Annotated in this window: 17 protein-coding genes; 8 read left to right on the forward strand and 9 right to left on the reverse strand. The window is 42.2% G+C overall.

What is annotated here, in order from left to right:
• Nucleotides 1–240 precede the first annotated feature (240 nt).
• A complete protein-coding gene (locus Q0890_RS07750; protein ID WP_299219231.1) occupies nucleotides 241–1,740 on the forward strand; it encodes a S41 family peptidase in 1,500 nt (499 codons plus the stop codon).
• A gap of 95 nt (nucleotides 1,741–1,835) precedes the next feature.
• Here the strand turns inward: Q0890_RS07750 and Q0890_RS07755 are convergent, their stop codons facing one another.
• From Q0890_RS07755 to Q0890_RS07765, 3 genes are all read right to left on the reverse strand, one after another.
• The gene (locus tag Q0890_RS07755) at nucleotides 1,836–3,497 is read right to left on the reverse strand and encodes a sigma-54 dependent transcriptional regulator (RefSeq protein ID WP_299219233.1); all 1,662 of its coding nucleotides are present in this window, start codon (nucleotides 3,495–3,497) and stop codon (nucleotides 1,836–1,838) included.
• Between the two features lie 173 nt (nucleotides 3,498–3,670).
• Nucleotides 3,671–5,452, reverse strand: a complete 1,782-nt coding sequence (locus Q0890_RS07760) for an ATP-binding protein (protein ID WP_299219235.1) — start codon at nucleotides 5,450–5,452, stop codon at nucleotides 3,671–3,673.
• 63 nt (nucleotides 5,453–5,515) lie between these two features.
• Complete coding sequence (locus tag Q0890_RS07765; protein WP_299219237.1) at nucleotides 5,516–6,151, reverse strand: response regulator; 636 nt, start codon at nucleotides 6,149–6,151, stop codon at nucleotides 5,516–5,518.
• A 500-nt stretch (nucleotides 6,152–6,651) separates the two neighbouring features.
• Here Q0890_RS07765 and Q0890_RS07770 point away from each other — a divergent pair, with 500 nt between their 5' ends.
• On the forward strand, nucleotides 6,652–7,725 hold the full coding sequence (locus Q0890_RS07770) for a serine hydrolase (protein ID WP_299219239.1): 1,074 nt from the start codon (nucleotides 6,652–6,654) through the stop codon (nucleotides 7,723–7,725).
• A 100-nt stretch (nucleotides 7,726–7,825) separates the two neighbouring features.
• A complete protein-coding gene (locus Q0890_RS07775; RefSeq protein WP_299219241.1) occupies nucleotides 7,826–8,503 on the forward strand; it encodes a thiamine phosphate synthase in 678 nt (225 codons plus the stop codon).
• A 40-nt stretch (nucleotides 8,504–8,543) separates the two neighbouring features.
• Here the strand turns inward: Q0890_RS07775 and Q0890_RS07780 are convergent, their stop codons facing one another.
• Nucleotides 8,544–8,873: a TraR/DksA C4-type zinc finger protein gene (locus Q0890_RS07780; protein WP_299219243.1), complete on the reverse strand. Its 330-nt coding sequence runs from the start codon at nucleotides 8,871–8,873 to the stop codon at nucleotides 8,544–8,546.
• Nucleotides 8,874–9,251: 378 nt separating this feature from the next.
• Between Q0890_RS07780 and Q0890_RS07785 the strand changes: the two genes are divergently transcribed.
• The 5 genes from Q0890_RS07785 to ruvB all read left to right on the forward strand — a co-directional run bounded on the left by Q0890_RS07785 (nucleotide 9,252) and on the right by ruvB (nucleotide 14,554).
• Nucleotides 9,252–10,469 carry a phosphoglycerate kinase gene (locus Q0890_RS07785; RefSeq protein ID WP_299219245.1) on the forward strand — a complete coding sequence of 406 codons (1,218 nt, stop codon included), beginning with the start codon at nucleotides 9,252–9,254 and terminating at the stop codon, nucleotides 10,467–10,469.
• 325 nt (nucleotides 10,470–10,794) lie between these two features.
• Complete coding sequence (locus Q0890_RS07790; protein ID WP_299219246.1) at nucleotides 10,795–11,181, forward strand: hypothetical protein; 387 nt, start codon at nucleotides 10,795–10,797, stop codon at nucleotides 11,179–11,181.
• A gap of 458 nt (nucleotides 11,182–11,639) precedes the next feature.
• Nucleotides 11,640–12,677: a class II fructose-bisphosphate aldolase gene (gene fba, locus Q0890_RS07795; RefSeq protein WP_299219248.1), complete on the forward strand. Its 1,038-nt coding sequence runs from the start codon at nucleotides 11,640–11,642 to the stop codon at nucleotides 12,675–12,677.
• 114 nt (nucleotides 12,678–12,791) lie between these two features.
• Nucleotides 12,792–13,412 carry a Holliday junction branch migration protein RuvA gene (gene ruvA, locus Q0890_RS07800; RefSeq protein ID WP_299219250.1) on the forward strand — a complete coding sequence of 207 codons (621 nt, stop codon included), beginning with the start codon at nucleotides 12,792–12,794 and terminating at the stop codon, nucleotides 13,410–13,412.
• Nucleotides 13,413–13,573: 161 nt separating this feature from the next.
• Complete coding sequence (gene ruvB, locus Q0890_RS07805; protein ID WP_299188522.1) at nucleotides 13,574–14,554, forward strand: Holliday junction branch migration DNA helicase RuvB; 981 nt, start codon at nucleotides 13,574–13,576, stop codon at nucleotides 14,552–14,554.
• 78 nt (nucleotides 14,555–14,632) lie between these two features.
• On the opposite strand, the gene Q0890_RS07810 is transcribed toward ruvB, so the two are convergent.
• The 5 genes from Q0890_RS07810 to Q0890_RS07830 form a co-directional block, all read right to left on the reverse strand.
• A complete protein-coding gene (locus Q0890_RS07810; protein WP_299219252.1) occupies nucleotides 14,633–16,075 on the reverse strand; it encodes an FAD-linked oxidase C-terminal domain-containing protein in 1,443 nt (480 codons plus the stop codon).
• A 29-nt stretch (nucleotides 16,076–16,104) separates the two neighbouring features.
• Complete coding sequence (locus Q0890_RS07815; protein WP_299219254.1) at nucleotides 16,105–17,766, reverse strand: AarF/UbiB family protein; 1,662 nt, start codon at nucleotides 17,764–17,766, stop codon at nucleotides 16,105–16,107.
• Nucleotides 17,767–17,852: 86 nt separating this feature from the next.
• The gene (locus Q0890_RS07820; protein WP_299219256.1) at nucleotides 17,853–18,560 is read right to left on the reverse strand and encodes a hypothetical protein; all 708 of its coding nucleotides are present in this window, start codon (nucleotides 18,558–18,560) and stop codon (nucleotides 17,853–17,855) included.
• A 97-nt stretch (nucleotides 18,561–18,657) separates the two neighbouring features.
• On the reverse strand, nucleotides 18,658–19,773 hold the full coding sequence (gene ubiE, locus Q0890_RS07825) for a bifunctional demethylmenaquinone methyltransferase/2-methoxy-6-polyprenyl-1,4-benzoquinol methylase UbiE (protein WP_299219258.1): 1,116 nt from the start codon (nucleotides 19,771–19,773) through the stop codon (nucleotides 18,658–18,660).
• A 163-nt stretch (nucleotides 19,774–19,936) separates the two neighbouring features.
• On the reverse strand, nucleotides 19,937–20,650 hold the full coding sequence (locus Q0890_RS07830) for a hypothetical protein (RefSeq protein WP_299219260.1): 714 nt from the start codon (nucleotides 20,648–20,650) through the stop codon (nucleotides 19,937–19,939).
• Between the last annotated feature and the right edge of the window lie 9 nt (nucleotides 20,651–20,659).

Here is a 20,659-nt window from a genome sequence, read left to right on the forward strand (position 1 = left end):
AAAAAGTACAAAAATTCAATAGGCTACTGAGCTAAATCTTGCATAGCATCGAGCTGTGTAGGTACAGTAAATAAGTAAAAGTTATCCTAGTAGCATGGTACTTATTTTATACTGAAGAGCCTATATTTTATCACTTGTTATCGTATCGCTGCTGTAGACCCATTAGTTTTTTTTAGGGCGTTGGCAGTCATGTAGCAATGATAGATCTGTACATATTCTTTATCCTATACGAGTCTCTTTATGCCTTTATTACCTTTAAAACTACCAACCATGCCGCTCAAGTTTGATTTGGTACCGTTTGCTATCTGTGAGTCTGCGCTAAAGATAGGTTTAGTGGGAGTCCTTGGGATAACTGGTGTCAACATATCTGCACAGGCAGCCATTACAGAACCTGTAGGGATGGGTGTAAATACTGATAATCCTACTGCAGACTTGCAACTGATTAGCTTGAACATTGATGACAATACAGTAGGTAGTGACGCGGTAGGCGCAAATGACTTAAATAGCGAGAATCAATCAACTGGTCAAACAGAGGATGATATAGATGCTGTAGCCGATGAGACAGCAGTTGATACAGTAGAAGATGATTTGTCTGATATACCAGCTGACGTTGCGCAGGTGTCCTTAAATGCAATCTCCCCTGAGACACTAAAAACCTTTGTCGCAGTAGTGGACTTAGTACGCCGCCAGTACGTCGATCCTGTCAATGATGAAGCGTTATTTGATAATGCGATGAGTGGCATGCTGACCAAGCTTGATAGCCATGCTGAATTTTTGGATGCAGAAGCGTATGAAAACTTACGCGCATTTACTGAAGGAGATGTTGGTGACGTTGGCTTAAAAGCAGTATATAAACCAGATGAGGGGTATTGGGTTGTAACTGATATTGTAGATGAGTCACCTGCTGATAAAAAAGGTATTACCGTTGGCGATTATATACATCAGATTGGTGAGTTTAAGGTTGATGGTGATCGGCAGTCTGATGATGTAGAGCAGCTACTGAACGGAATTGCCGGTACGCAAGTTGATGTAACTGTGTCTAAAGCCGGTCGCCGCAAGCGTGTCATTACCTTGCAGCGCAACAATACTCACCAACAAGATATTGAGACACGGCTTGTTAATGGTATTGCTGTTATCAAACTCCCCGCTTTTCAAAATAATACCCGTGAAAAGATTTTGCAAAGTCTAACCAGTCTTGATGCACCCATTACCGGAATACTGCTTGATGTGCGTGATAATCCAGGTGGCGTACTGACATCGGCTGTGAAAGTAGCCAGTCTATTTATGAACGACACTGACGTGGTGCAGGTAAAGAGTAGACAAAGTGAGCTACGTACTTTAGCGACCCAAGATACAGCCTTACTTAAATCTTTACCCGTAGTGATTTTACAAAATCGTTATTCTGCTTCGGCAGCAGAAGTGCTGGCAAGCAGTCTACAGACACAAAAACGTGCAACTATCGTCGGTGAAGTCAGCTATGGTAAAGGGTCTGTACAGTCAGTCATACCGCTTAATAACGAACAAGCCGTCAAGTTGACTGTGGCTCATTATTTAACAGCAGCAGGCAAAAAGATAGATAAAATAGGTGTACAACCTGATATAGCTCTATCTGGTAATGAGCGCTCATGGGAGCAACAAGCTATCGATGTGTTGCGACCGAAAATACACTCTTCAGGACTTCATCTTGTAAAAAAAGACAATACCTATAGCATGACTGATACTGAAAAAGGGGATTTATAAAAAGTGCTAAAAACAGTATCAGTGAGTTCTATTTGTTAATAAGGCTAGGGCGTTTATACTCATTCCATCACACTAATATAATCTAAGGTATTGCGCTACTCTTCATCAATCTCAAGCTTTTTCATCCGGTAGCGTAACGAGCGAAAAGTCGTACCTAACAACTCTGCTGCTTGTGTCTTGTTTCCATCAGTCTGATTAAGCGCCTTAATGATCAAACGTTTTTCTTGCTCCTGCAAATAGGCTTCTAGACCTTTTTGAGGCAATTCAGCTTCAGAAATACTGACGAGTGATGGTTGCGTATGTATGTCGTCAACAAACTGGTCAGGCTTGCGGCGGTCTTGGTTGTAGACAGATGAAGTATTAACACTGTCGGACTGAGTAGTAGACATCTGAAACGCTGAAGAATAGTGTTGGCTATGGGTGCGATATGGATGCAAATTGTTTGAAAGATGTCCACTATTATCGGTTTTGGTGTTTTGTTGAGGTCCATCCACTTGTAATATCATAGGCTCATTATTTACTGTAGAGACAGTGCTGATATCCTCACGTTCTGCCAACTCTTTTGAGCCTACAGTATCGCTGTCATTAAGTTTGGGCAACCCTAGATGGGTATCACTTATCATGGTGGTTTCTGCTAGAGTAATTGCACGCTCTAATATATTGCGCAGTTCACGAACGTTTCCAGCGAATTCATGCTGCTGCAGACGCGTACAAGCACTTTCAGTCAGCTCTGCTGGTGTACCTAGCTGCCACTCTTCAGATATCAGCGCTAAAAAGTGCTTGGCAAGTAAAGGAATATCGTCACGGCGTGTATTGAGTGTGGGAAGCTTAAGCTCTATCACATTAATTCTATAGTATAAATCTTGCCGGAACTCTCCGTCTTTTACCAACTGGCTTAAGTCTTTATGGGTAGCTGATAAAATCCGAATATCTACAGGTACCTCTTTGGTGTCACCAATAGCGCGCACTGTCTTTTCTTGGATAGCACGTAATAGCTTTACTTGCATAGCAAGTGGTAAATCTGCCACTTCATCTAAAAATAATGTACCACCACTGGCTTGTTGAAACAAACCTTGCTTATCTGCAACCGCACCAGTAAAGCTACCTTTTTTATGGCCAAAAAACTCTGACTCCATAAGCTCAGATGGAATCGCGCCACAGTTGACTGGGACAAAACTACCATCACGGCGTGGACTTAAATCATGGATGAGTCTGGCGACCACTTCTTTACCAGTACCAGAAGCACCTGATAAAAATACGGGCGCCTGTGAACGGGCAAGCTTAATGATGGTGGTTTTTAGAGTTTGCATGACAGTAGAGTTGCCAATCAGGCGACTGTCTAATAACTGCTGTTCAGGCGTAATTTCATCAGTTGCTTGAATACTTTCATCTTGATGAATAACTTTGAGAGCATTTTCGACCAGTTGGCGTAGTCGCGGTAATTCAAGCGGCTTGTTCACAAAATCAAAAGCACCAATCTTAAGTGCTTCAATAGCCAGATCCATACTACCGTGTGCCGTGATCACAGCAACTGGTGTATTAGAGCTACTACTAATCTGCTTAACCAACTCCAATCCTGAACCATCTGGCAGTTGTAAATCTGTCAAACAAAAGTCATAGTGGTTATTTTCTAGATAAGATTTTGCTTGCGATAAACTATAAGCCACGTCACTTTTGATGCCCATCTTTGTCAGCGTAATTTGCATAAGTCGGCATAAATCTACTTCATCATCGACGACCAGCGCGATTGCTGTCATATACAACCTCATTATTGCTTAATTGATACAAGGGATTGAACGAATATTCATTATAAATAAAAAACCTTTATCTGTAAGACTTTTTATCTTTTACTAATTGCACACATGTGTTGTACTGACTATGGGTCAAAATCAATGTGTTAGCAGTAGATGCATCATTGACACCTTGAACCTTAATCTTCGTCATCCCATACTACTTCTGAACAAGAGCCCATGGGTGTGATTAAGCGAAAACAGGTCTTTTCGTGTTCAGCGACATACAGTAGCCTGGCATGATTGGCTTCGCTAAAAGCTTGAGACAAGTAAAGCCCCAGTCCCGTACCTGCTTTATCAGTAGTAAAAAACGGATCAAATAAGCGCTCTACATCAGCTGGAGCGATTTTTTCACCTTCATTTAAAACATCGATTATAACATCGTTCTGCACGCAATATATTTCCACCTCAGCATAAGCATGCGGATGTACAAGACCGCAATAACGCAAACCATTGTTAATTAAATTAATCAGTATTTGCTCTAATTGATGATTATCAAACTGTATCACGGGATGCGAGATATCATGCAAAAAAATATCATTGCCACGAAAATAGTTCTCTAAAAATTGTGGCATCCAAGTTCCAAGCTCTATGGTCTGTTTGTTAGAGCGCTGCTGACGTGATAGTTTTAACACATCTTCAATAATACGATTAACACGTTTGGTTTGTGCAAATATCATCTTATACAGCTCATTATTACCACTAGTATTCATAGCAGTTTGACTGTGGCTCTCGTCTGCGTCAGCCACATCGTTCATATCTTCCAATAACAACTGACTGGCTTGTGAGATAGCAGCAAGTGGATTGCGAATCTCATGAGCAATGCTGGCTGTGAGCTGCCCTAAAGAGGCCAGCTTTAATTGTTGGGCGTTGGCTTGTTCGCGGCGTAAATCTTCAAGCAATATCAATTGACTGTCATCTTCTAGCGGAATTACTTGTACACGCAGTTTGTTGGTAATAGATGCAGTGGCCGCTTCAGGCAATTCGTAAACAAAGTTTCTTGACTGATTGGTAGGGACAGATAAGCAACTGTTGAGTAGCGCTCTATGTTGATGAGCCAAAGCCTGTTGAAAAGCATATAATGGATTATGATGATTTTTAAAATTACGCTGCTGCTGCCTAAGAGTTGGTTTTGAATCCCTATAATTCGTAGGTACTTCTTTAAACGGTGATGCTTCGGTCTCAGGAATGCCTAGTAGCTGATAAGTTGCATGATTGGCCAACACAATGTGCTGCTTATCAATCACCATAATGCCGTTTAGCATCTGACTAATGACTTCTTGGTTAATCGTATTTAGACGCTCTACTTCCTCTGCTTGACGCGTTATAAACCTTTCGACATGCACCAAGCGTTGAGAGATTGACCAACTTAAAAAGCCAACTGCTAAGAAGCTGGCTGACATGAGTAGGGCATCACCTAAATTGGTCAAGCTCATACTATTGGCAATCGCGTGAAAAAATTGCTGATAAATGACGAATAAAATTGCAAGTAAGGTAATGACCAGCGCTTGTGAGCTACGCAGCAACATAAAACTGGCTGCTACCACCACCATATATAGCATTGCCAATTGTAAGTCTGGGGCGCCGTTGGTATATAGCAGTAAACTTAATACAATAACATCAATGCCTAGACCAAACACCAACTGGCGTTGTAACTGCTTGGTAGCAACTAAGAATAAACTGAGTAAAATCAAACTAAGAATGACGTAAAACCCAAGTGCAGTTTGTTGCAATAAGCTCAGTAATAACAAATCGGTGTCAGCTTTAATATTGGCATATGCCATTAATAGCAAAAACGCACTAACTACTAAGCGATAACCATTATAAATTATCCCAAGCTTACGCAATTGTGATACAGGTAAAGTATTATCCTGCTTTAAAGTCTGCAAAATGACGTTGATGGTTTTAAAAGCAGATTTCATAAAATAACCGAAGGGGAGTAGTAATGAGCAATAGACCAATTAAAAGTACAGATAAGTCTAGTATTAAGGCTGAATCAGCCCATGGCGGATGGCTAGATGCGTCAATTTAACGTCACTATCTACCCCAACTTTTTCATAAATACGATAGCGATAGGTGTTAATGGTTTTTACACTTACAAATAACTGGTCAGCAATTTGTTGAGGACTTTGACAGTTGACCACCATCATAGCGACCTGTTTTTCGCGATCACTTAGCAAGTCAAAAGGCGAAGAGGCATTATCAGATAACAATACTTCTGCTAGCTGCTCAGCAACATCATGGCTGAAATAACGGCCACCTTGATATATTTTTTTGATACCGCGTATCATCTCATCAAGTGGTGTGCCCTTAGTAATATAACCATTGACCCCAGCTTTAAGGAGCATTGATGGGTATGGCTGCGCTGACATGCTACTTACCGCTAGTATTTTTATTCCCATGTCCAACTGTACCAAACGCTTTGTCGCCTCAAGACCACCGATATTAGGCATGTTGACATCCAATAAGACCACGTCTGGACTAAGCTGTTTAGCAAGTTTTAATGCCATATCACCACTATCAGCTTCACCGACTACTTCAATATCTGCACTGTCAGACAACATCCGACTGATACCCATACGCACCAAGTCATGATCATCTACTACTAATACTCGAATCATAGTTATACTCTTTACTATTTGATAGATTAATATGCATTAGAATAGCCAAACGCTAATGAAAGCTGGCTACAATACAAACATGTTATTTAATAGTGACTTGTCTTATATAGTTTAGTACAAGTATTTAATTCTATATCGATGTTGCTATTTATAATAATCTTGTTCTATAGTGACTTATATAAGATCGCTTTATTCACGGAAATAATACTTAACGATAACGGTAGAGAAAACTCAATACTTGACTAAGATATAGAACTATAACAAATATTTTTCGAGTATTATTTATTATTACCCAAATCCAAAGCAATTGTAGTAATCTTCGTATATATACAAAAAAATCTTGCGAAGTCAGCCTGATACGTTAAACTTATGTAAAAACCATGATACACTAAAAGTACAAAAACTCTATACGAGTGTCTACAAACACCATCAAAAACGCTACGTTACCCAATTGTGCATAATAATATGCAATTGATGTGAGACCAATAGCAGGGGGAAGAATGAAACATTTACCATTAACCAAACAGCAACTGGTTGCTGCCATGATTTCGTTAAGCTTAGGCAGTGCTGCACAAGCTGCGCTAAGTATTAATGGTAGCCCTGCTGAGTCTAGTGCACGCGTCAGTTGGGGCGGCGCTGATAGCTTATCAGAAGCACGCAACATTATGTACAGCTCTAAAAGTGCTACTACGCCTCTCAAAAAAGTTGACAATGGCTATGGCACTACCAGTATTACCAATTCTAACAGCTACGGTAGCAGTAGTAACAGATATAACACCACTTACCGTGGTAGTTTTGGTAGCAGTAGCATGATTCCGATCAGCACTGACTCACGCAGTGTAGCAGTAATCGATGCTGAAACTGGTGAGTCCATTTATGAAAAAGATGCAAATATTGCTCGTCCTATGGCCAGTATTACTAAGGTAATGACAGCAATGGTCGTGTTAGATGCGGGTCTAGATATGCGTGAAGAGATTACACTTGATCCAGAGGATTTTGTAGGTCCTAAACGTGCAAGCTCACGCTTAAAGTCAGGCGATCGTATGAATCGTGCAGAGCTGTTACTGATGTCTTTAATGAAGTCGGAAAACCCTGCTGCAAAGAGCTTAGCGCGTAATTATCCAGGTGGTTACAATGCCTTTATACGGGCCATGAACCGTAAAGCTCAAGAATTAGGAATGACAACGGCATTCTTTGGTGACCCAACAGGACTTGATAAACGCAATGTTGCTTCGTCAAATGATTTGGTAAAAATGGTACGTGCGGCTGGTAATTATGACGTTATTCGTCGTTTCTCTACTACCAAAAGCTACGACTTTTTTGTGGCCAATTATTCAAGTGGCAATCGTACTTATAAAGCCAATAATACCAGTAGCCTTGTGCGCTCAGGGAACTATCCAATTGGTATCTCTAAAACAGGCTTTATCAATGAGGCAGGTCGTTGCGTCGTCATGGAAACCCGTGTCAACAACCGCCCTGCTATTATTGTGATTTTGGGTGCTAATAGCTCAGCGACTCGCTGGGGTGATGCCAAAAACATCTTGACCAGTTTAGCCACGCGTCAGACAGTATAAGGTGCTGATATAAACGGCTGTAAAGCTAGAGTTTGTAGACAAAAAGGGCTGTTATCTAAGATAACGGTCTTTTTTTATTAATTAAACTTAAGGATAAACAATGACTAAAACATCAGTTTCAGATATGTCAAAAAAAGGGCCTATATTGTATCTGCTGACTAATGATGATGAGTTTGATTTGCTTTATGCCAAGTTAGCGGCAGCTTTAGCGACAGGTACGATAGGGTTGTTACAAATCAGAAGGAAACGGGTATTGGCACAGCCAAATGGTAAAGAGCAGTTGTATAGTGAAGCCGTAAAAATAGTCGCACTGGCTAAACGATACAGGGTACCAGTCATCATAAACGACGATGTTGCTTTGGCTGCCAAGCTTGGCGTGGGGGTACATCTTGGACAACAAGATGGTGCTATCGACGAAGCTAAACAACAATTAAAAATCAACCAAATTATTGGTCGCACTTGTCATGGAGATATGGCCCTTATTAAAGAAGCGATTTCTTCAAACGCAACTTACATTGCTATGGGCGCTATATTTGCCTCGTCTACTAAACCCAATGCCAACATTATCACTCGACAGCAACTTATCGATGGCTGCCAATATGCCACTCACAATAATACTGATGTTTGTCTTATCGGGGGACTAACGGCTGAAAACATTCTTCAATTAAAAGGACTGCCTATTGCTTATATTGCCGTGGTTGGGGATATTATAGATTTGCCTGTACAGTCGATAGAGGAGCGCTGTCAAGAATGGCAACAGGCACTTACCAACTGGTAAATACCTGCCTAAAAATTCAATAATGTACTGTATAAAGAACCTATTCAGCATGATCCATACATAAGGTAGCGTAAGGCAATGCTTCTAAACGCTTTTCTTCTATAGGTTCACCGCACACTTCACATTCACCATAAGTACCATTTTCAATACGGCTTAAAGCGTTTTCGACATAAATAAGACTTTGTCTTGCTTCACCTAATAAGTTTTTTCGCATGTCGTTTTGACGGTATGAGATGGCTTGATCATCCCAATGTTCGTTCAAACTGTCTTGTGGATGTTGAATATGATCTTCAATTTTATTGATGCGAGTTTCATACTCTTCTTTTAATTTTAGTAGGTCTTGTTTGGCAGCGTCAAAATCAATGCTCATTATACTCTCCAAATGGGTTGTTGTTATTTTCTATAAAGCTATTTTCTATAAAGTTATTATCTATACATCGAGGGTCATAAAGTTTTTTGCGAATAGATAACCTCTTATACTAAGATGATTGATCAATCAGTGCCACCACGAAATGTTACTAACTCTTCAAGACATCTTGTGATTGTGACTACTGATTGCATATATATTCTCAATAATGAATATTAAATGTTTGTAGTGGTGAATTTTTGTGAAGAATTTACGGTTAAGCTTGTTTTTTGCCTAGAATGAATGCGCTCTATTGTATAAACTACGGCTCATACAGTAATAGCAGTTAAATTAATTTGTTAAAACGGTAGATAAAATAATCAACGTAGCCTAGGAGCGATCATGAATTTTTTACGTATGAGTGAGCTGACCTTAACGGATAAAGTAGTATTGATCCGAGAAGATCTTAATGTCCCTATTAAAGATGGCAAAGTTGCGAGTGATGCACGTTTGCAGGCCAGCTTGCCAACCATCAAGATGGCGTTAGATAAGGGAGCAGCTGTCATTGTATGTTCACATCTAGGTCGTCCAACAGAAGGCGCTCCTGAATCGAAATACTCTCTTGCGCCTGTCGCTGAGTATTTAACGTCCAATCTAGCAGGACAAATAAAACAGCCAGTAATGCTTAGCAATGATTATCTTGAGCAAGGCGTAGATATTACAGCTGGTGAAGTGGTTTTATTAGAAAATGTTCGTTTTAATAAAGGCGAAAAAAACAATGACACTGCGCTGTCGGAAGCTTATGCCAGTTTGTGCGATGTATTTGTAATGGATGCATTTGGTACGGCTCATCGGGCGCAGGCTTCTACGGAAGGGGTGACTCAAGCCATGCGTCAAGCTAATAAGACGGTATGTGCCGGTCCATTACTCGCCGCTGAGCTAGATGCATTAAGTTTAGCGCTCAAGACTCCAGCTCAGCCGATGCTAGCCATTGTTGGCGGCTCTAAAGTCTCTACCAAGCTTGAAGTTCTTCATAGCTTAGCGGATATCTGCAGTCAAATTATTGTTGGCGGCGGTATAGCAAATACCTTTTTGGCAGCGCAAGGCCATAGCGTCGGTGCATCATTGTATGAAGCAGAGTTAGTCGATACAGCTCGTCAAATCATGACTAAGACTGATATCTTGTTGCCTGAATTTGTGGTTGTTGCTGATAAAAATGACATTAATTTTGATGATTTTATAGGCTCGTTGCAGCAAGCAAAAGCCACTGTTAAAGCAGTGAGCGATATTGGCGACGATGATATGATATTAGACATTGCGCCGCAAAGTGCTGAGCAACTGGCTGATGCCATTATCAACGCCAAAACTATACTGTGGAATGGTCCAGTTGGTGTATTCGAAGTAGACGCCTTTGGCGCTGGTACTGAGATTTTAGCGCGAGCAGTAGAAGATAGCGATGGGTTTTCGATAGCGGGTGGAGGTGACACTTTGGCTGCCATTGATAAATATAAAGTGGCTGATAATGTAAGCTATATGTCTACAGGTGGTGGAGCGTTCTTAGAGTTTGTTGAAGGCAAGACTTTACCTGCCGTAGCTGCCTTACAAATTATAGAAAAATAGCTGTTTAAAGATAAACGGTTATAAATACAGTATGAAAGGTAACAGCATTATTACTGTAAAATTACCAAATATTAATATAAGTCACGCTACTAGTAACATTACGCGTACAAATGAAATCTAATATTTAAGGTAGGCTATATAGATGTTATCAGCTGTGCTTGTTATCTAATAAGAACAATGAGTATATAAAGTTGATAATTGAGGATTATTATTAAGCAGTTATTATTTGTTAATATACTGAAAATTATTATTGCATGTCTTATTTGCTACCTATAAAATAGCGCCACCATGTATTTTGACATGCATTATTTATGAGGGGTTTATTATGTTAAAACGTCATTTGTTACTTGCTAGTGTCCTTGCTGGTACGTTTGCAGTCACTGCGTGTAGCCAACAAACTGAAGAGCAAACAGAAGCTGCGGTTGAATCTGCGGGTGATGATATTGCTGCCAATACAGAAGAAGCTGCTAATGAAACTGAAGCTGCTGCACAAGAAGCTGAAGTAGCTGCTCAAGAAGCTGGTACAGAAGTTGCTGAAGGCGCTGAAACAGCTGGTGCGGCTGCTACTGATGCTTTAGAAAATACTGGTGATGCTATTGCTGAAGGCACAAACGAAGTTGTTGAAGGTACTGCTGCAGCGGTATCTGAAGGTGCAGACGCTGTTGCTGAAGGTGCAAACGAAGTTGAAGTTGAAGCTGAGCAACAGTACTAAGCAATTTCGCTTAGTAATCTAATAGTCAATGTATTGATTACTGTTAGATGAGACGTTAAGCTATAATTATTAGACGAATACTTACTCTATAAGCCCTGAAAAATTTAAAAAGCCTTGACAGTAGTCAGGGCTTTTTTGTGCTCGTTATTTGACAGAGACCATGAAAGTTAGATTACTGTAAATATCAACGATTTGGAAAACTGACCAGATAAATAAATACTGGTGTAACTGCTACGAGGCGTAGATAATTTTTGCTATAATCACCCCGCTATAATTCGGGTAAGTAAACAACGTGATTATTGTTTATGGTTGCAGTTTGCGTTTAACGCTGAGTAATCGTTGGGTTTAATCTGGTTTTTAAGCTTACCCTATTTTTTAGTATACCTATCATGCTCAGTGCATGATATTTTGCAGTTTTCAATAACGTTATTATTTTAAAACCAATCAGAGAGCGTTTTATGGCCCTAATCTCCTTACGTCAACTTTTAGATCACGCCGCTGAGCACAACTACGGTGTGCCTGCTTTTAACGTAAATAATTTGGAGCAAATGCGAGCGATTATGATGGCCGCCGATGCTTGCGACTCTCCTGTCATTGTACAAGCCAGTGCTGGCGCGCGTAAGTACGCTGGTTCGGCATTTTTACGACACTTGATTATTGCCGCTATCGAAGAATGGCCTCATATCCCAGTTGTTATGCATCAAGACCATGGCATGTCACCGGCCATTTGCCAACGCTCAATTCAGCTTGGATTTTCTTCAGTTATGATGGATGGCTCACTGGGTGAAGATGGTAAAACGCCGATGGATTATGACTATAATGCGAGTGTGACGCGTGAAGTCGTCAAGCTTGCTCATGCTTGCGGCGTCTCTGTAGAGGGTGAGATTGGTTGTCTAGGTAGTCTTGAGACTGGTATGGCTGGCGAAGAAGACGGTTCAGGGGCAGAAGGCGTTCTTGATCATGAGCAGCTGTTGACCAGTGCGGACGAAGCTGAGCAATTTGTCAAAGACACCAATGTTGATGCACTAGCGATTGCGATTGGTACCAGTCATGGTGCTTATAAGTTTACGCGTCCACCCACAGGCGATATCTTATCAATTGAACGCGTGAAAGAGATTCATGCACGTATACCCAATACTCATCTTGTCATGCATGGCTCATCATCAGTGCCGCAAGAATGGTTAAAAGTCATCAATGAGAATGGTGGAGATATCGGCGAAACTTACGGTGTGCCAGTTGAGCAAATCGTAGAAGCCATTAAGCATGGTGTGCGTAAGGTGAATATCGATACTGATTTACGTTTAGCGTCAACAGGTGCTATTCGTGAATACTTGGCAAACAATCCTAGTGAGTTTGATCCGCGTAAATATTTTAAAGCTTCTATGGTAGCAATGTCAGATATCTGTAGTAACCGCTTTGAGGCCTTTGGTTCTGCTGGTCAAGCGCATAAAATTCGTCCAATTAGCCTTGAAGGCATGGTTGATTTTTATCAATAAGCCAACCTTTTAAAAAGTTTGATTTAGGATTTGCTTAAGGGGTATTAGATGTATGTATACTAATGCTCCTTATATAAAAGTTTCTTATAAATTGTTTATGACAGGTGAGGTACTATGATTGGACTTATTACTGGGCAAGTACAATATTTAATGGCACCGACAGCCTGTATCATGACAGCCTCAGGCGTAGGTTATGATATCGAGCTACCATTACCCTCATTTTGTCAGCTACAGTTGGAACAGCAAGCAAGCATCTGGACGCATTTTCATGTCCGAGAGGACGCGCAGTTGCTGTATGGCTTTATCGATCGAAAAGAGCGTGATGTCTTTCGCCAGCTTATTAAGATTAATGGGGTTGGGGCCAAGATGGCGCTTGCCATGCTGTCTGCTATGTCAGCAGCTGAGCTAAAAATGCATGTGGCGCAGGACTCAGAAACCGCGCTTACTCGTATACCAGGTATCGGTAAAAAAACAGCACAGCGTTTATTGATTGAGCTTAAAGATAAGCTTAAAAATATCGAAGTCGATGATAGTCATTTAGAGTTTGACATTCAGCCAGTGCCGGTCACGCAGGAAGGAAGTATCATTGCTGAAGTAGAGGGCGCACTGATTAGCTTGGGCTATAAAGAAAAAGAAGCACAGCAGGCAATTAAAGCTGCCAAAAGTAACGGTGATGTCTTTGCTGATACGCAAAGCTTGTTAAAAGCTACCTTACAGCAGTTATCTGGTTTTTAGCCTATCTGTCTTACATATATAGTTATCTATGGATAAGCGACACTAGTTGTCGCTTATTTTCGTTTTAATGCATACTTTAAAACGTTTTACATGACTTATCCGCTAGGTTTGGTTATGCTATTTATTACCTTTACCTTCTTAATATAATGATAGAACCTATGATGCAAGACCGCTTAATTAATCCGCTAGAAGGGGGAGATGATGCCCCTGATAGCAACATTCGTCCTTCGCTTCTGTCTGAATATATCGGTCAGCCAGTTGTGCGTGAACAGATGGAAGTCTTTATTGGTGCCGCGCGAGGTCGTGATGAGGCATTAGATCATACTTTGATTTTTGGTCCGCCTGGTTTGGGTAAGACGACGCTTGCTAATATTATTGCTCGTGAAATGGGTGGTAATCTGCGCTCGACATCAGGCCCTGTACTTGAGCGTCCAGGTGACCTAGCCGCCATGCTAACCAATTTAGAAGCTGGTGATGTGTTGTTTATTGATGAAATTCATCGTTTAAGCTCAGTCATTGAAGAGATACTATATCCAGCAATGGAAGACTTTCAGCTTGATATTATGATTGGCGAAGGCCCTGCTGCACGCTCTATCAAACTTGATTTGCCGCCTTTTACTTTGGTAGCAGCGACGACGCGAGCGGGGCTTTTGACTTCACCACTGCGTGATCGCTTTGGTATCGTTCAGCGCCTTGAGTTTTATAATATTGCTGATCTGACAACTATTGTCAGCCGAGCGGCGCGCCTAATGCGTGTTTCAATGAGCGAAGATGGTGCTATCGAGATTGCACGCCGTGCGCGAGGTACGCCAAGGATTGCTAATCGCTTATTACGGCGAGTACGTGATTATGCTGAAGTAAGAGGGGATGGTAGTATCAACGGTGTTATCGCTGCTAGTGCGCTAGATATGCTAGCAGTCGATCGGCGCGGTCTAGATCATCTTGATAGGCGTTATATTGAAATTTTGCATGAACGCTTTGACGGTGGTCCGGCAGGCGTGGAAGCAGTGGCAGCAGCCATGGCAGAAGATCGCGGTACACTTGAAGATGTGATCGAGCCCTATTTGATTCAGCAAGGTTATGTATTACGTACGGCTCGTGGTCGAATACTAACTCAAGTGGCGATTGATCAGATACAGTAAAAACCATCTGACTGCTTGAATAAAAAATGCGCCTACTTTATGGATGTAAAGTAGGCGCATTTTTTGTGTAGGCTTATTTTATACTTCTACTGCTTGAGGTGTTTCTATTACTAAAGGCTGAGGCCAAATCTTACCAGGGTTTAGGATATTGTTTGGATCAAGAGCGGACTTGATGGCTTGCATTAGCGGTATGGCGTTGCCATGTTCTTGATCCATGTATTTTTGCTTACCTTGACCGATGCCATGTTCACCAGTACAAGTGCCATCCATCTCGATAGCACGTATAGCCAACCGTCCGATGATCTCGTCAGCTTTGGCAGTCTCTACTGGATCATCAGTATCAACCAATAATAAAACATGAAAATTGCCATCGCCAACATGACCGACCATAGGGCCTATCATTCCAGCGTCTGCAATGTCTTTTGCGGTAGCGCTGACACATTCAGCCAAGCGCGAAATAGGCACACAGGCATCAGTCGATAAGGCTTTTGCTTCTGGACGCAGGGCCGAGCTGGCATGATAAGCATTATGACGCGCTTGCCACAGACGTTTGCGCTCAGCTTCATTAGTATCCCAAACAAAGTCAGTACCGCCAAACTCTTCGATAATATCATTAAAAGTCTGTGCTTGTTCGCGTACGCTCGCTTCAGTCCCATGAAACTCTACAAACAATGTAGGTGTCTCAAGTAGATCAAGATTTGCGTATTGGTTGCAGGCTTTTACTTGTAAAGCATCAAGCAATTCGATTCGAGCGATAGGTAAGCACATCTGAATGGTAAGCATGACGGCCTGACAGGCATCTTCAATCGTTGGAAAATGACAAAGACCACTACCAACACATTCACTAAGCCCAAACAGTTTGAGCGTGACTTCGGTGACGATACCAAGCGTACCTTCAGAGCCTATCATTAAGCGCGTCAAATCATAACCTGCAGCCGACTTCTTGGCACGCGTACCAGTTCGTACGATCTCTCCGTTTGCTGTCACCACTTCAAGCGCCAGTACCACATCTTTCATCGTGCCATAGCGTACTGCGTTAGTACCTGAGGCGCGGGTCGCCACCATACCGCCGATACTAGCATTGGCGCCTGGGTCTATCGGGAAAAACAAACCTGTATCACGCAGATAATGATTCAGCTGCTCACGCGTGACGCCTGGCTGTACAGTCACTGTCAAATCTTCGTTATTGACTTGCAAGATAGCATCTAGCGCATGCATATCAATTGACAGTCCGCCATAAGGAGCATTTAATTGACCCTCAAGCGATGAGCCAATACCGAAAGCAATGACTGGCATTTTATGTCGGTTACAAATCGCAACCGCTTTAGCGACGTCGTGTTTATCTTGTGCAGTCAGTACGGCATCTGGTGGCTGGTTGGCAAGCCATGTCATGGTATGGCCGTGTTGTTCACAGACTGTCAGATTGGCACTGAGTTGCTCGCCAAACTGAGCTTGTAGCTCACTAATAGCGGCACTATAGTCTGGTTTAGTGGGTATAGCATTAACCTGAGAGCTGATCATAACTTATCCTTGTTAGTAAAGCGGCAGCTTTAAGCTAAGATGCGCCAAACGACCGCTAGTATGGCCAAAATATAAAACACAGGTGATAGCCAGCCGACCACTTGCGTTGCTATGGCGACACATAAGCCAAATCCTGCTAATGCTAGCCAGTCGCGGCGGCGATCATTGAGCATGTCTGCACGTATCTGCTGAATCTCACGTAGCTGACTGTCTTGACGCGACCCTTGCGAAGCAAGACTTTGCAGACCTTGATCTAGCAGTTTTGGAATGTCAGTACTGGACAATAGAATCTCTGGTAGCTGTGCACGTATCTGTTGGAAGTTACGCATAGGATCAAGCTGCTCTTTAATCCAGCTGCTTAAGATCGGTTTGGCCAATGACCAGATGTCCAAATCTGGATACAAGTCACGACCAAGGCCTTCAACATGTACCAAAGTTTTTAGTAACAACATCAATTGAGGTGGAATGCTCATATGATGGCGACGGGCAATGTCTAAAATTTGCATTAAGACGCCAGCAAAATCAATCTCATTGATAGACTTTTGTAGCATCGGACCAACGGTGCGTTTCATATCGCGCATCAAAGCATGTTTGTCAGTATTAGGTGGAATCCAGCCAGCACGGCTGACGATATCGACCATAGCAGTGAAGTTGTTGTTCATGACGGCCAATAGCATACGCGCTACAATCAACTGGTCGTCTTTCGATAGCGTGCCCATGATGGCACAATCAAGACCAATATAACGCGGTTCATGACCAAGGTCGACTGCTTGTATGTTATCTCCCAATGTCTTAACTGGTGGGGTCTCTACAAAGACATTCCCCGGATGCATATCGGCATGAAAGAAGTTATCTCGAAAAACTTGGGTAAAAAATATCGTTAATCCTTTTTCTGCGAGTGTTGCTCGATCATAGCCTAACTGATCAAAGACATGCGTTTGTGAGATTGGTACGCCTTGAATGCGTTCCATGACCATGACATTTTTTGCAGCGTCATAAACCTCAGGTACATACATCAATGCCGAACCCAAAAAGTTGTTACGCATCTGAGTGGTGTTGTCTGCCTCTAAAGTCAAATCCAGCTCGTTGAGCATGACTTGACGATAGTCTTCAACGATATCAACTATATGTATCGCACGTGCCGCTTCGATTCGTGCCGATGCCCAACTGGCAAGCTCACGTAATAGCTCAAAATCTGCAACAATAGTTGTGCGGATATTGGGCCGCACGACCTTTACTACGACTTCACGACCATCTCTCAATGCTGCGGTATGTACTTGAGCAATGGAGGCTGCGGCTAATGGTTTGACGTCAAAGCGAGCAAATAGCGTCTCAACAGACTGACCCAGACCATGTTTTGGATTTTGAATTTGAGAGATGGCGATATCAGCGTCAAAAGGTTTTACCTTATCTTGTAACTGAATCAGTTGTTCAATAATTTCAGGTGGCACTAAGTCACGACGGGTGGATAATAGCTGACCAAGCTTTAAAAACAGCGTGCCCATATCTTCTAGTGCATACTTAATCGCGTTTGGCTGATGCTTTTTACCCCAAGCCGCTGGGTGCATCCGAATCAGACGTAAGATTGGCTGTAGCTGAGGAGATTCCTCAGCCGTAAAGTGAGTATCAATACGGTAGCTTGCAGCGATACGCCAAAGTTCGAGAAGACGGGCGCGGTAGGATAATAGCATGGGCGGTGGTTACTCTAAGTAGTTACTTGAAACAAACAGAACAGTCTAGATAAGAATGCGGATAAGATGAATAAGGTAAACTATATTTATCTATCGGTTAAGCGTGCTTGCTCAGCTTTAATCGCTGCTAACCGTGCCTCTTCACGCTCAATATCAGCACGCAGCTTAAGAATCTGCTGCTTAAGACTGTCTGCTTCTGCTTTTTCGATAGGGTCAGGTGGGCTGTTGCCTGCTACGTCATTGGCCCAATCACTCACATCGTCAAAAGTACGTTTGGCAGTATGGCGAAAGCTGCCTTTGAGCTGAGATATCAGTAATTGCAACTGGCTAGCCATCGGCTTGCCAATAAAAGGTTCGAGCTGTCCTGCAATGTCAGGGTCAAATCCGGCGACCAGCTGTTTGAGCTGCATCAATACTTTATAGTCACCGTCAATCGGTAGATTGCCTTCAGCGCCGCGTATCAAGTTTAAGAGCTGAGCGGGGTTTTCGACATTAATAGTGCAGTCTGGACGGCTATGGCCAATACGCCCCATATCCTTGTTTGCCTGTTGACGCTCATCAGCATCTCGACCAAAGCTTTGCCCGCGTGGCTCAAACACACTATTGGCAGTAATGGGCTCAAAACGTAGATGCTCATGGTTAAATAAAATATCCACTTGCACCTTGGGCATGACCATATTTAATCGCAGTACTTTACCAGCAAGCGGTGTCAGGCCAGCTTTAGTGATATCATCACTAGCAATAGCCATATTGATGAGTTTTTCGGCACTTGCCAAAAGTAATACCGTTAGCATAATACTCTCGCATATCAAAAATAGTTATGGTCATGCTGTAGCGTTGTCAGAATCGTCAGCACTGTTTTGAAGGTTGAACATTATCGAGCAGTCAGCGTTATGCCTTAAAGCCTCTATGCACGGCAACGATACCAGCTGTCAAATTATGGTAATCACAGTTTTCAAACCCTGCTTGTTCCATCATTTGCTTTAAAGTGTGCTGATTTGGATGCATACGAATCGACTCTGCTAAGTACTGATAGCTTTCTGAATCATTCGCCACAAGCTTACCCATAAGAGGTAGGGCAGTAAAAGAGTATAAGTCATAAGCTTTAGATAATGGCTCAAAAATAGGTTTTGAGAACTCTAAAATTAATAAACGCCCGCCTGGCTTTAATACACGGTACATTGAACGTAGAGCCGCATCTTTGTCAGTGACGTTACGTAGACCAAAGCTAATCGTCAATAAGTCAAAACTCTCATCTTCGAAAGGGGCGAGAGTTTCGGCATTGGCAAGGACAAAGTCAACGTTGTTACAGCCGGCATTAATCAAGCGCTCACGGCCAACTTCTAGCATTGCTGCATTAATGTCTGACAAGACAACATGACCATTGCGACCTACTTCACGGCTAAACACTTTAGCCAAATCACCTGTACCACCTGCGATATCTAATACGTGTTGACCTGCACGTACGCCGGATAAACTAATAGCAAAACGCTTCCAAAGGCGATGAATACCAAAAGACATCAGATCGTTCATGATATCGTATTTTTTGGCAACTGAGGTAAACACATCAGCCACACGCGCTTGCTTTTCAGCTTTGTTGACAGTCTTGTAACCAAAATGAGTCTGTTCTGAACCATCAGTATCCAGTGTATGCGGGTTATTGATATCATCACGTTGATTAAAGGCAGCTCGCGGCTTTTGATCGTTTGAGGTCGGTGCTGAGTGGTTGCTCATTTTATTGTCATTGTATGGCATAGTGGTTTGTTGACCTTGCGGTGTTCCTGTTGGTAAGTCTTGTAGTTGAGTAAAGTCGCTATTGTTGGTATTTGCAGTACTGGCATTGTTTACTATTGAATTAGGGCTCGGCGTATTAGAAGTAGGGTTTACACGAGCTTGAGCCTTGGCACTAATGCTTTCATTATGAGCGATACTATCTTTAACTAGTTTATCTTGAATATGGCTGTTCGTAGTGAACTTGTGATTGGTTTTTTTTAAGTCATTGGTCATAGAGTCGTCCTGTGGCCTATTATAGTGTCTATTTGGCTCTTGCAATTATTCAATCATAATTACTCTTTGTCCAAATGTAAAAGCATTTTGCTAGCATTAAATGACCAACAGTGATTGATCATTACAATGCGCGCAAAATGCTCAACTTAGCGACTGTTCAAGACTATGATACAGCAAATACTTCGACGTTGTTGTTACTATCAGCCTGATGAACTTGATCAATGATCTGCAGTTCACGTTTACAGAATGGTTCAATAAAATCGCTCACACTTTTAAGAGGCTTCATCGCGGTAAAGCCTGCATCGATAAAGTCGTATAAGGGTTGATAGCCGCGATTATATGCCGTACTTTTGGCAAAAGAGAAGGCCTTACGTAGCATAAAGGAGTTGAGATACTTATCTGTACGATAGCAGACATCCTTGAGGTTATTAATCTGTAGACGGCGTTCGTCTGCTTCATCGACCGCACGATAGGCGGCAAGCATGTTTTCTTCATTAACTGCTAAATCTTGCTCCATTAACCACTGTGCCAAATGCATATCCAGCTCAATTGCCAAAATAGCGGCCTGAACAGCCATAGTGCCAGTCTGTAATACGGACTCTTTGGCAAGTTTCTCAAGCTTTTTTGCTTTTGGCAGGATGCGTTCTAGCTGCTTGGCCAACAGTTTAAATTCATCACCACCATATAGTTGGGTGAGAAAATAATTCGCCATAGGCTTATTCTTTGGCTGCTCAAATAGCTCTGAATGAGTACGCTGAATACGTGCTCGCTGCCATGCTTGTACGTCCTTGAGCTTAGCATCTAATGCTTCATCATCGTGATAAGGAAGTGCCCAATAGCGCGTTAAATGCTGTTGTAAATCAGATAAAGCAGACATAGAAGTTTG

The organism is uncultured Psychrobacter sp., from assembly GCF_947488565.1.
GTDB lineage: Bacteria > Pseudomonadota > Gammaproteobacteria > Pseudomonadales > Moraxellaceae > Psychrobacter > Psychrobacter saeujeotis.

Excerpts from the sequence above, each read along its gene's own strand:
- Q0890_RS07755 (WP_299219233.1), bottom strand. The coding sequence starts at position 3,497 with ATGACAGCAATCGCGCTGGTCGTCGATGATGAAGTAGATTTATGCCGA.
- ruvB (WP_299188522.1), top strand. The coding sequence starts at position 13,574 with ATGCAAGACCGCTTAATTAATCCGCTAGAAGGGGGAGATGATGCCCCT.
- Q0890_RS07780 (WP_299219243.1), bottom strand. The coding sequence starts at position 8,873 with ATGAGCATTGATTTTGACGCTGCCAAACAAGACCTACTAAAATTAAAA.
- Q0890_RS07820 (WP_299219256.1), bottom strand. The coding sequence starts at position 18,560 with ATGCTAACGGTATTACTTTTGGCAAGTGCCGAAAAACTCATCAATATG.
- Q0890_RS07830 (WP_299219260.1), bottom strand. The coding sequence starts at position 20,650 with ATGTCTGCTTTATCTGATTTACAACAGCATTTAACGCGCTATTGGGCA.
- Q0890_RS07760 (WP_299219235.1), bottom strand. The coding sequence starts at position 5,452 with ATGAAATCTGCTTTTAAAACCATCAACGTCATTTTGCAGACTTTAAAG.
- ubiE (WP_299219258.1), bottom strand. The coding sequence starts at position 19,773 with ATGACCAATGACTTAAAAAAAACCAATCACAAGTTCACTACGAACAGC.
- Q0890_RS07770 (WP_299219239.1), top strand. The coding sequence starts at position 6,652 with ATGAAACATTTACCATTAACCAAACAGCAACTGGTTGCTGCCATGATT.
- Q0890_RS07775 (WP_299219241.1), top strand. The coding sequence starts at position 7,826 with ATGACTAAAACATCAGTTTCAGATATGTCAAAAAAAGGGCCTATATTG.
- Q0890_RS07810 (WP_299219252.1), bottom strand. The coding sequence starts at position 16,075 with ATGATCAGCTCTCAGGTTAATGCTATACCCACTAAACCAGACTATAGT.
- Q0890_RS07750 (WP_299219231.1), top strand. The coding sequence starts at position 241 with ATGCCTTTATTACCTTTAAAACTACCAACCATGCCGCTCAAGTTTGAT.
- Q0890_RS07815 (WP_299219254.1), bottom strand. The coding sequence starts at position 17,766 with ATGCTATTATCCTACCGCGCCCGTCTTCTCGAACTTTGGCGTATCGCT.
- fba (WP_299219248.1), top strand. The coding sequence starts at position 11,640 with ATGGCCCTAATCTCCTTACGTCAACTTTTAGATCACGCCGCTGAGCAC.
- Q0890_RS07765 (WP_299219237.1), bottom strand. The coding sequence starts at position 6,151 with ATGATTCGAGTATTAGTAGTAGATGATCATGACTTGGTGCGTATGGGT.
- ruvA (WP_299219250.1), top strand. The coding sequence starts at position 12,792 with ATGATTGGACTTATTACTGGGCAAGTACAATATTTAATGGCACCGACA.
- Q0890_RS07790 (WP_299219246.1), top strand. The coding sequence starts at position 10,795 with ATGTTAAAACGTCATTTGTTACTTGCTAGTGTCCTTGCTGGTACGTTT.
- Q0890_RS07785 (WP_299219245.1), top strand. The coding sequence starts at position 9,252 with ATGAATTTTTTACGTATGAGTGAGCTGACCTTAACGGATAAAGTAGTA.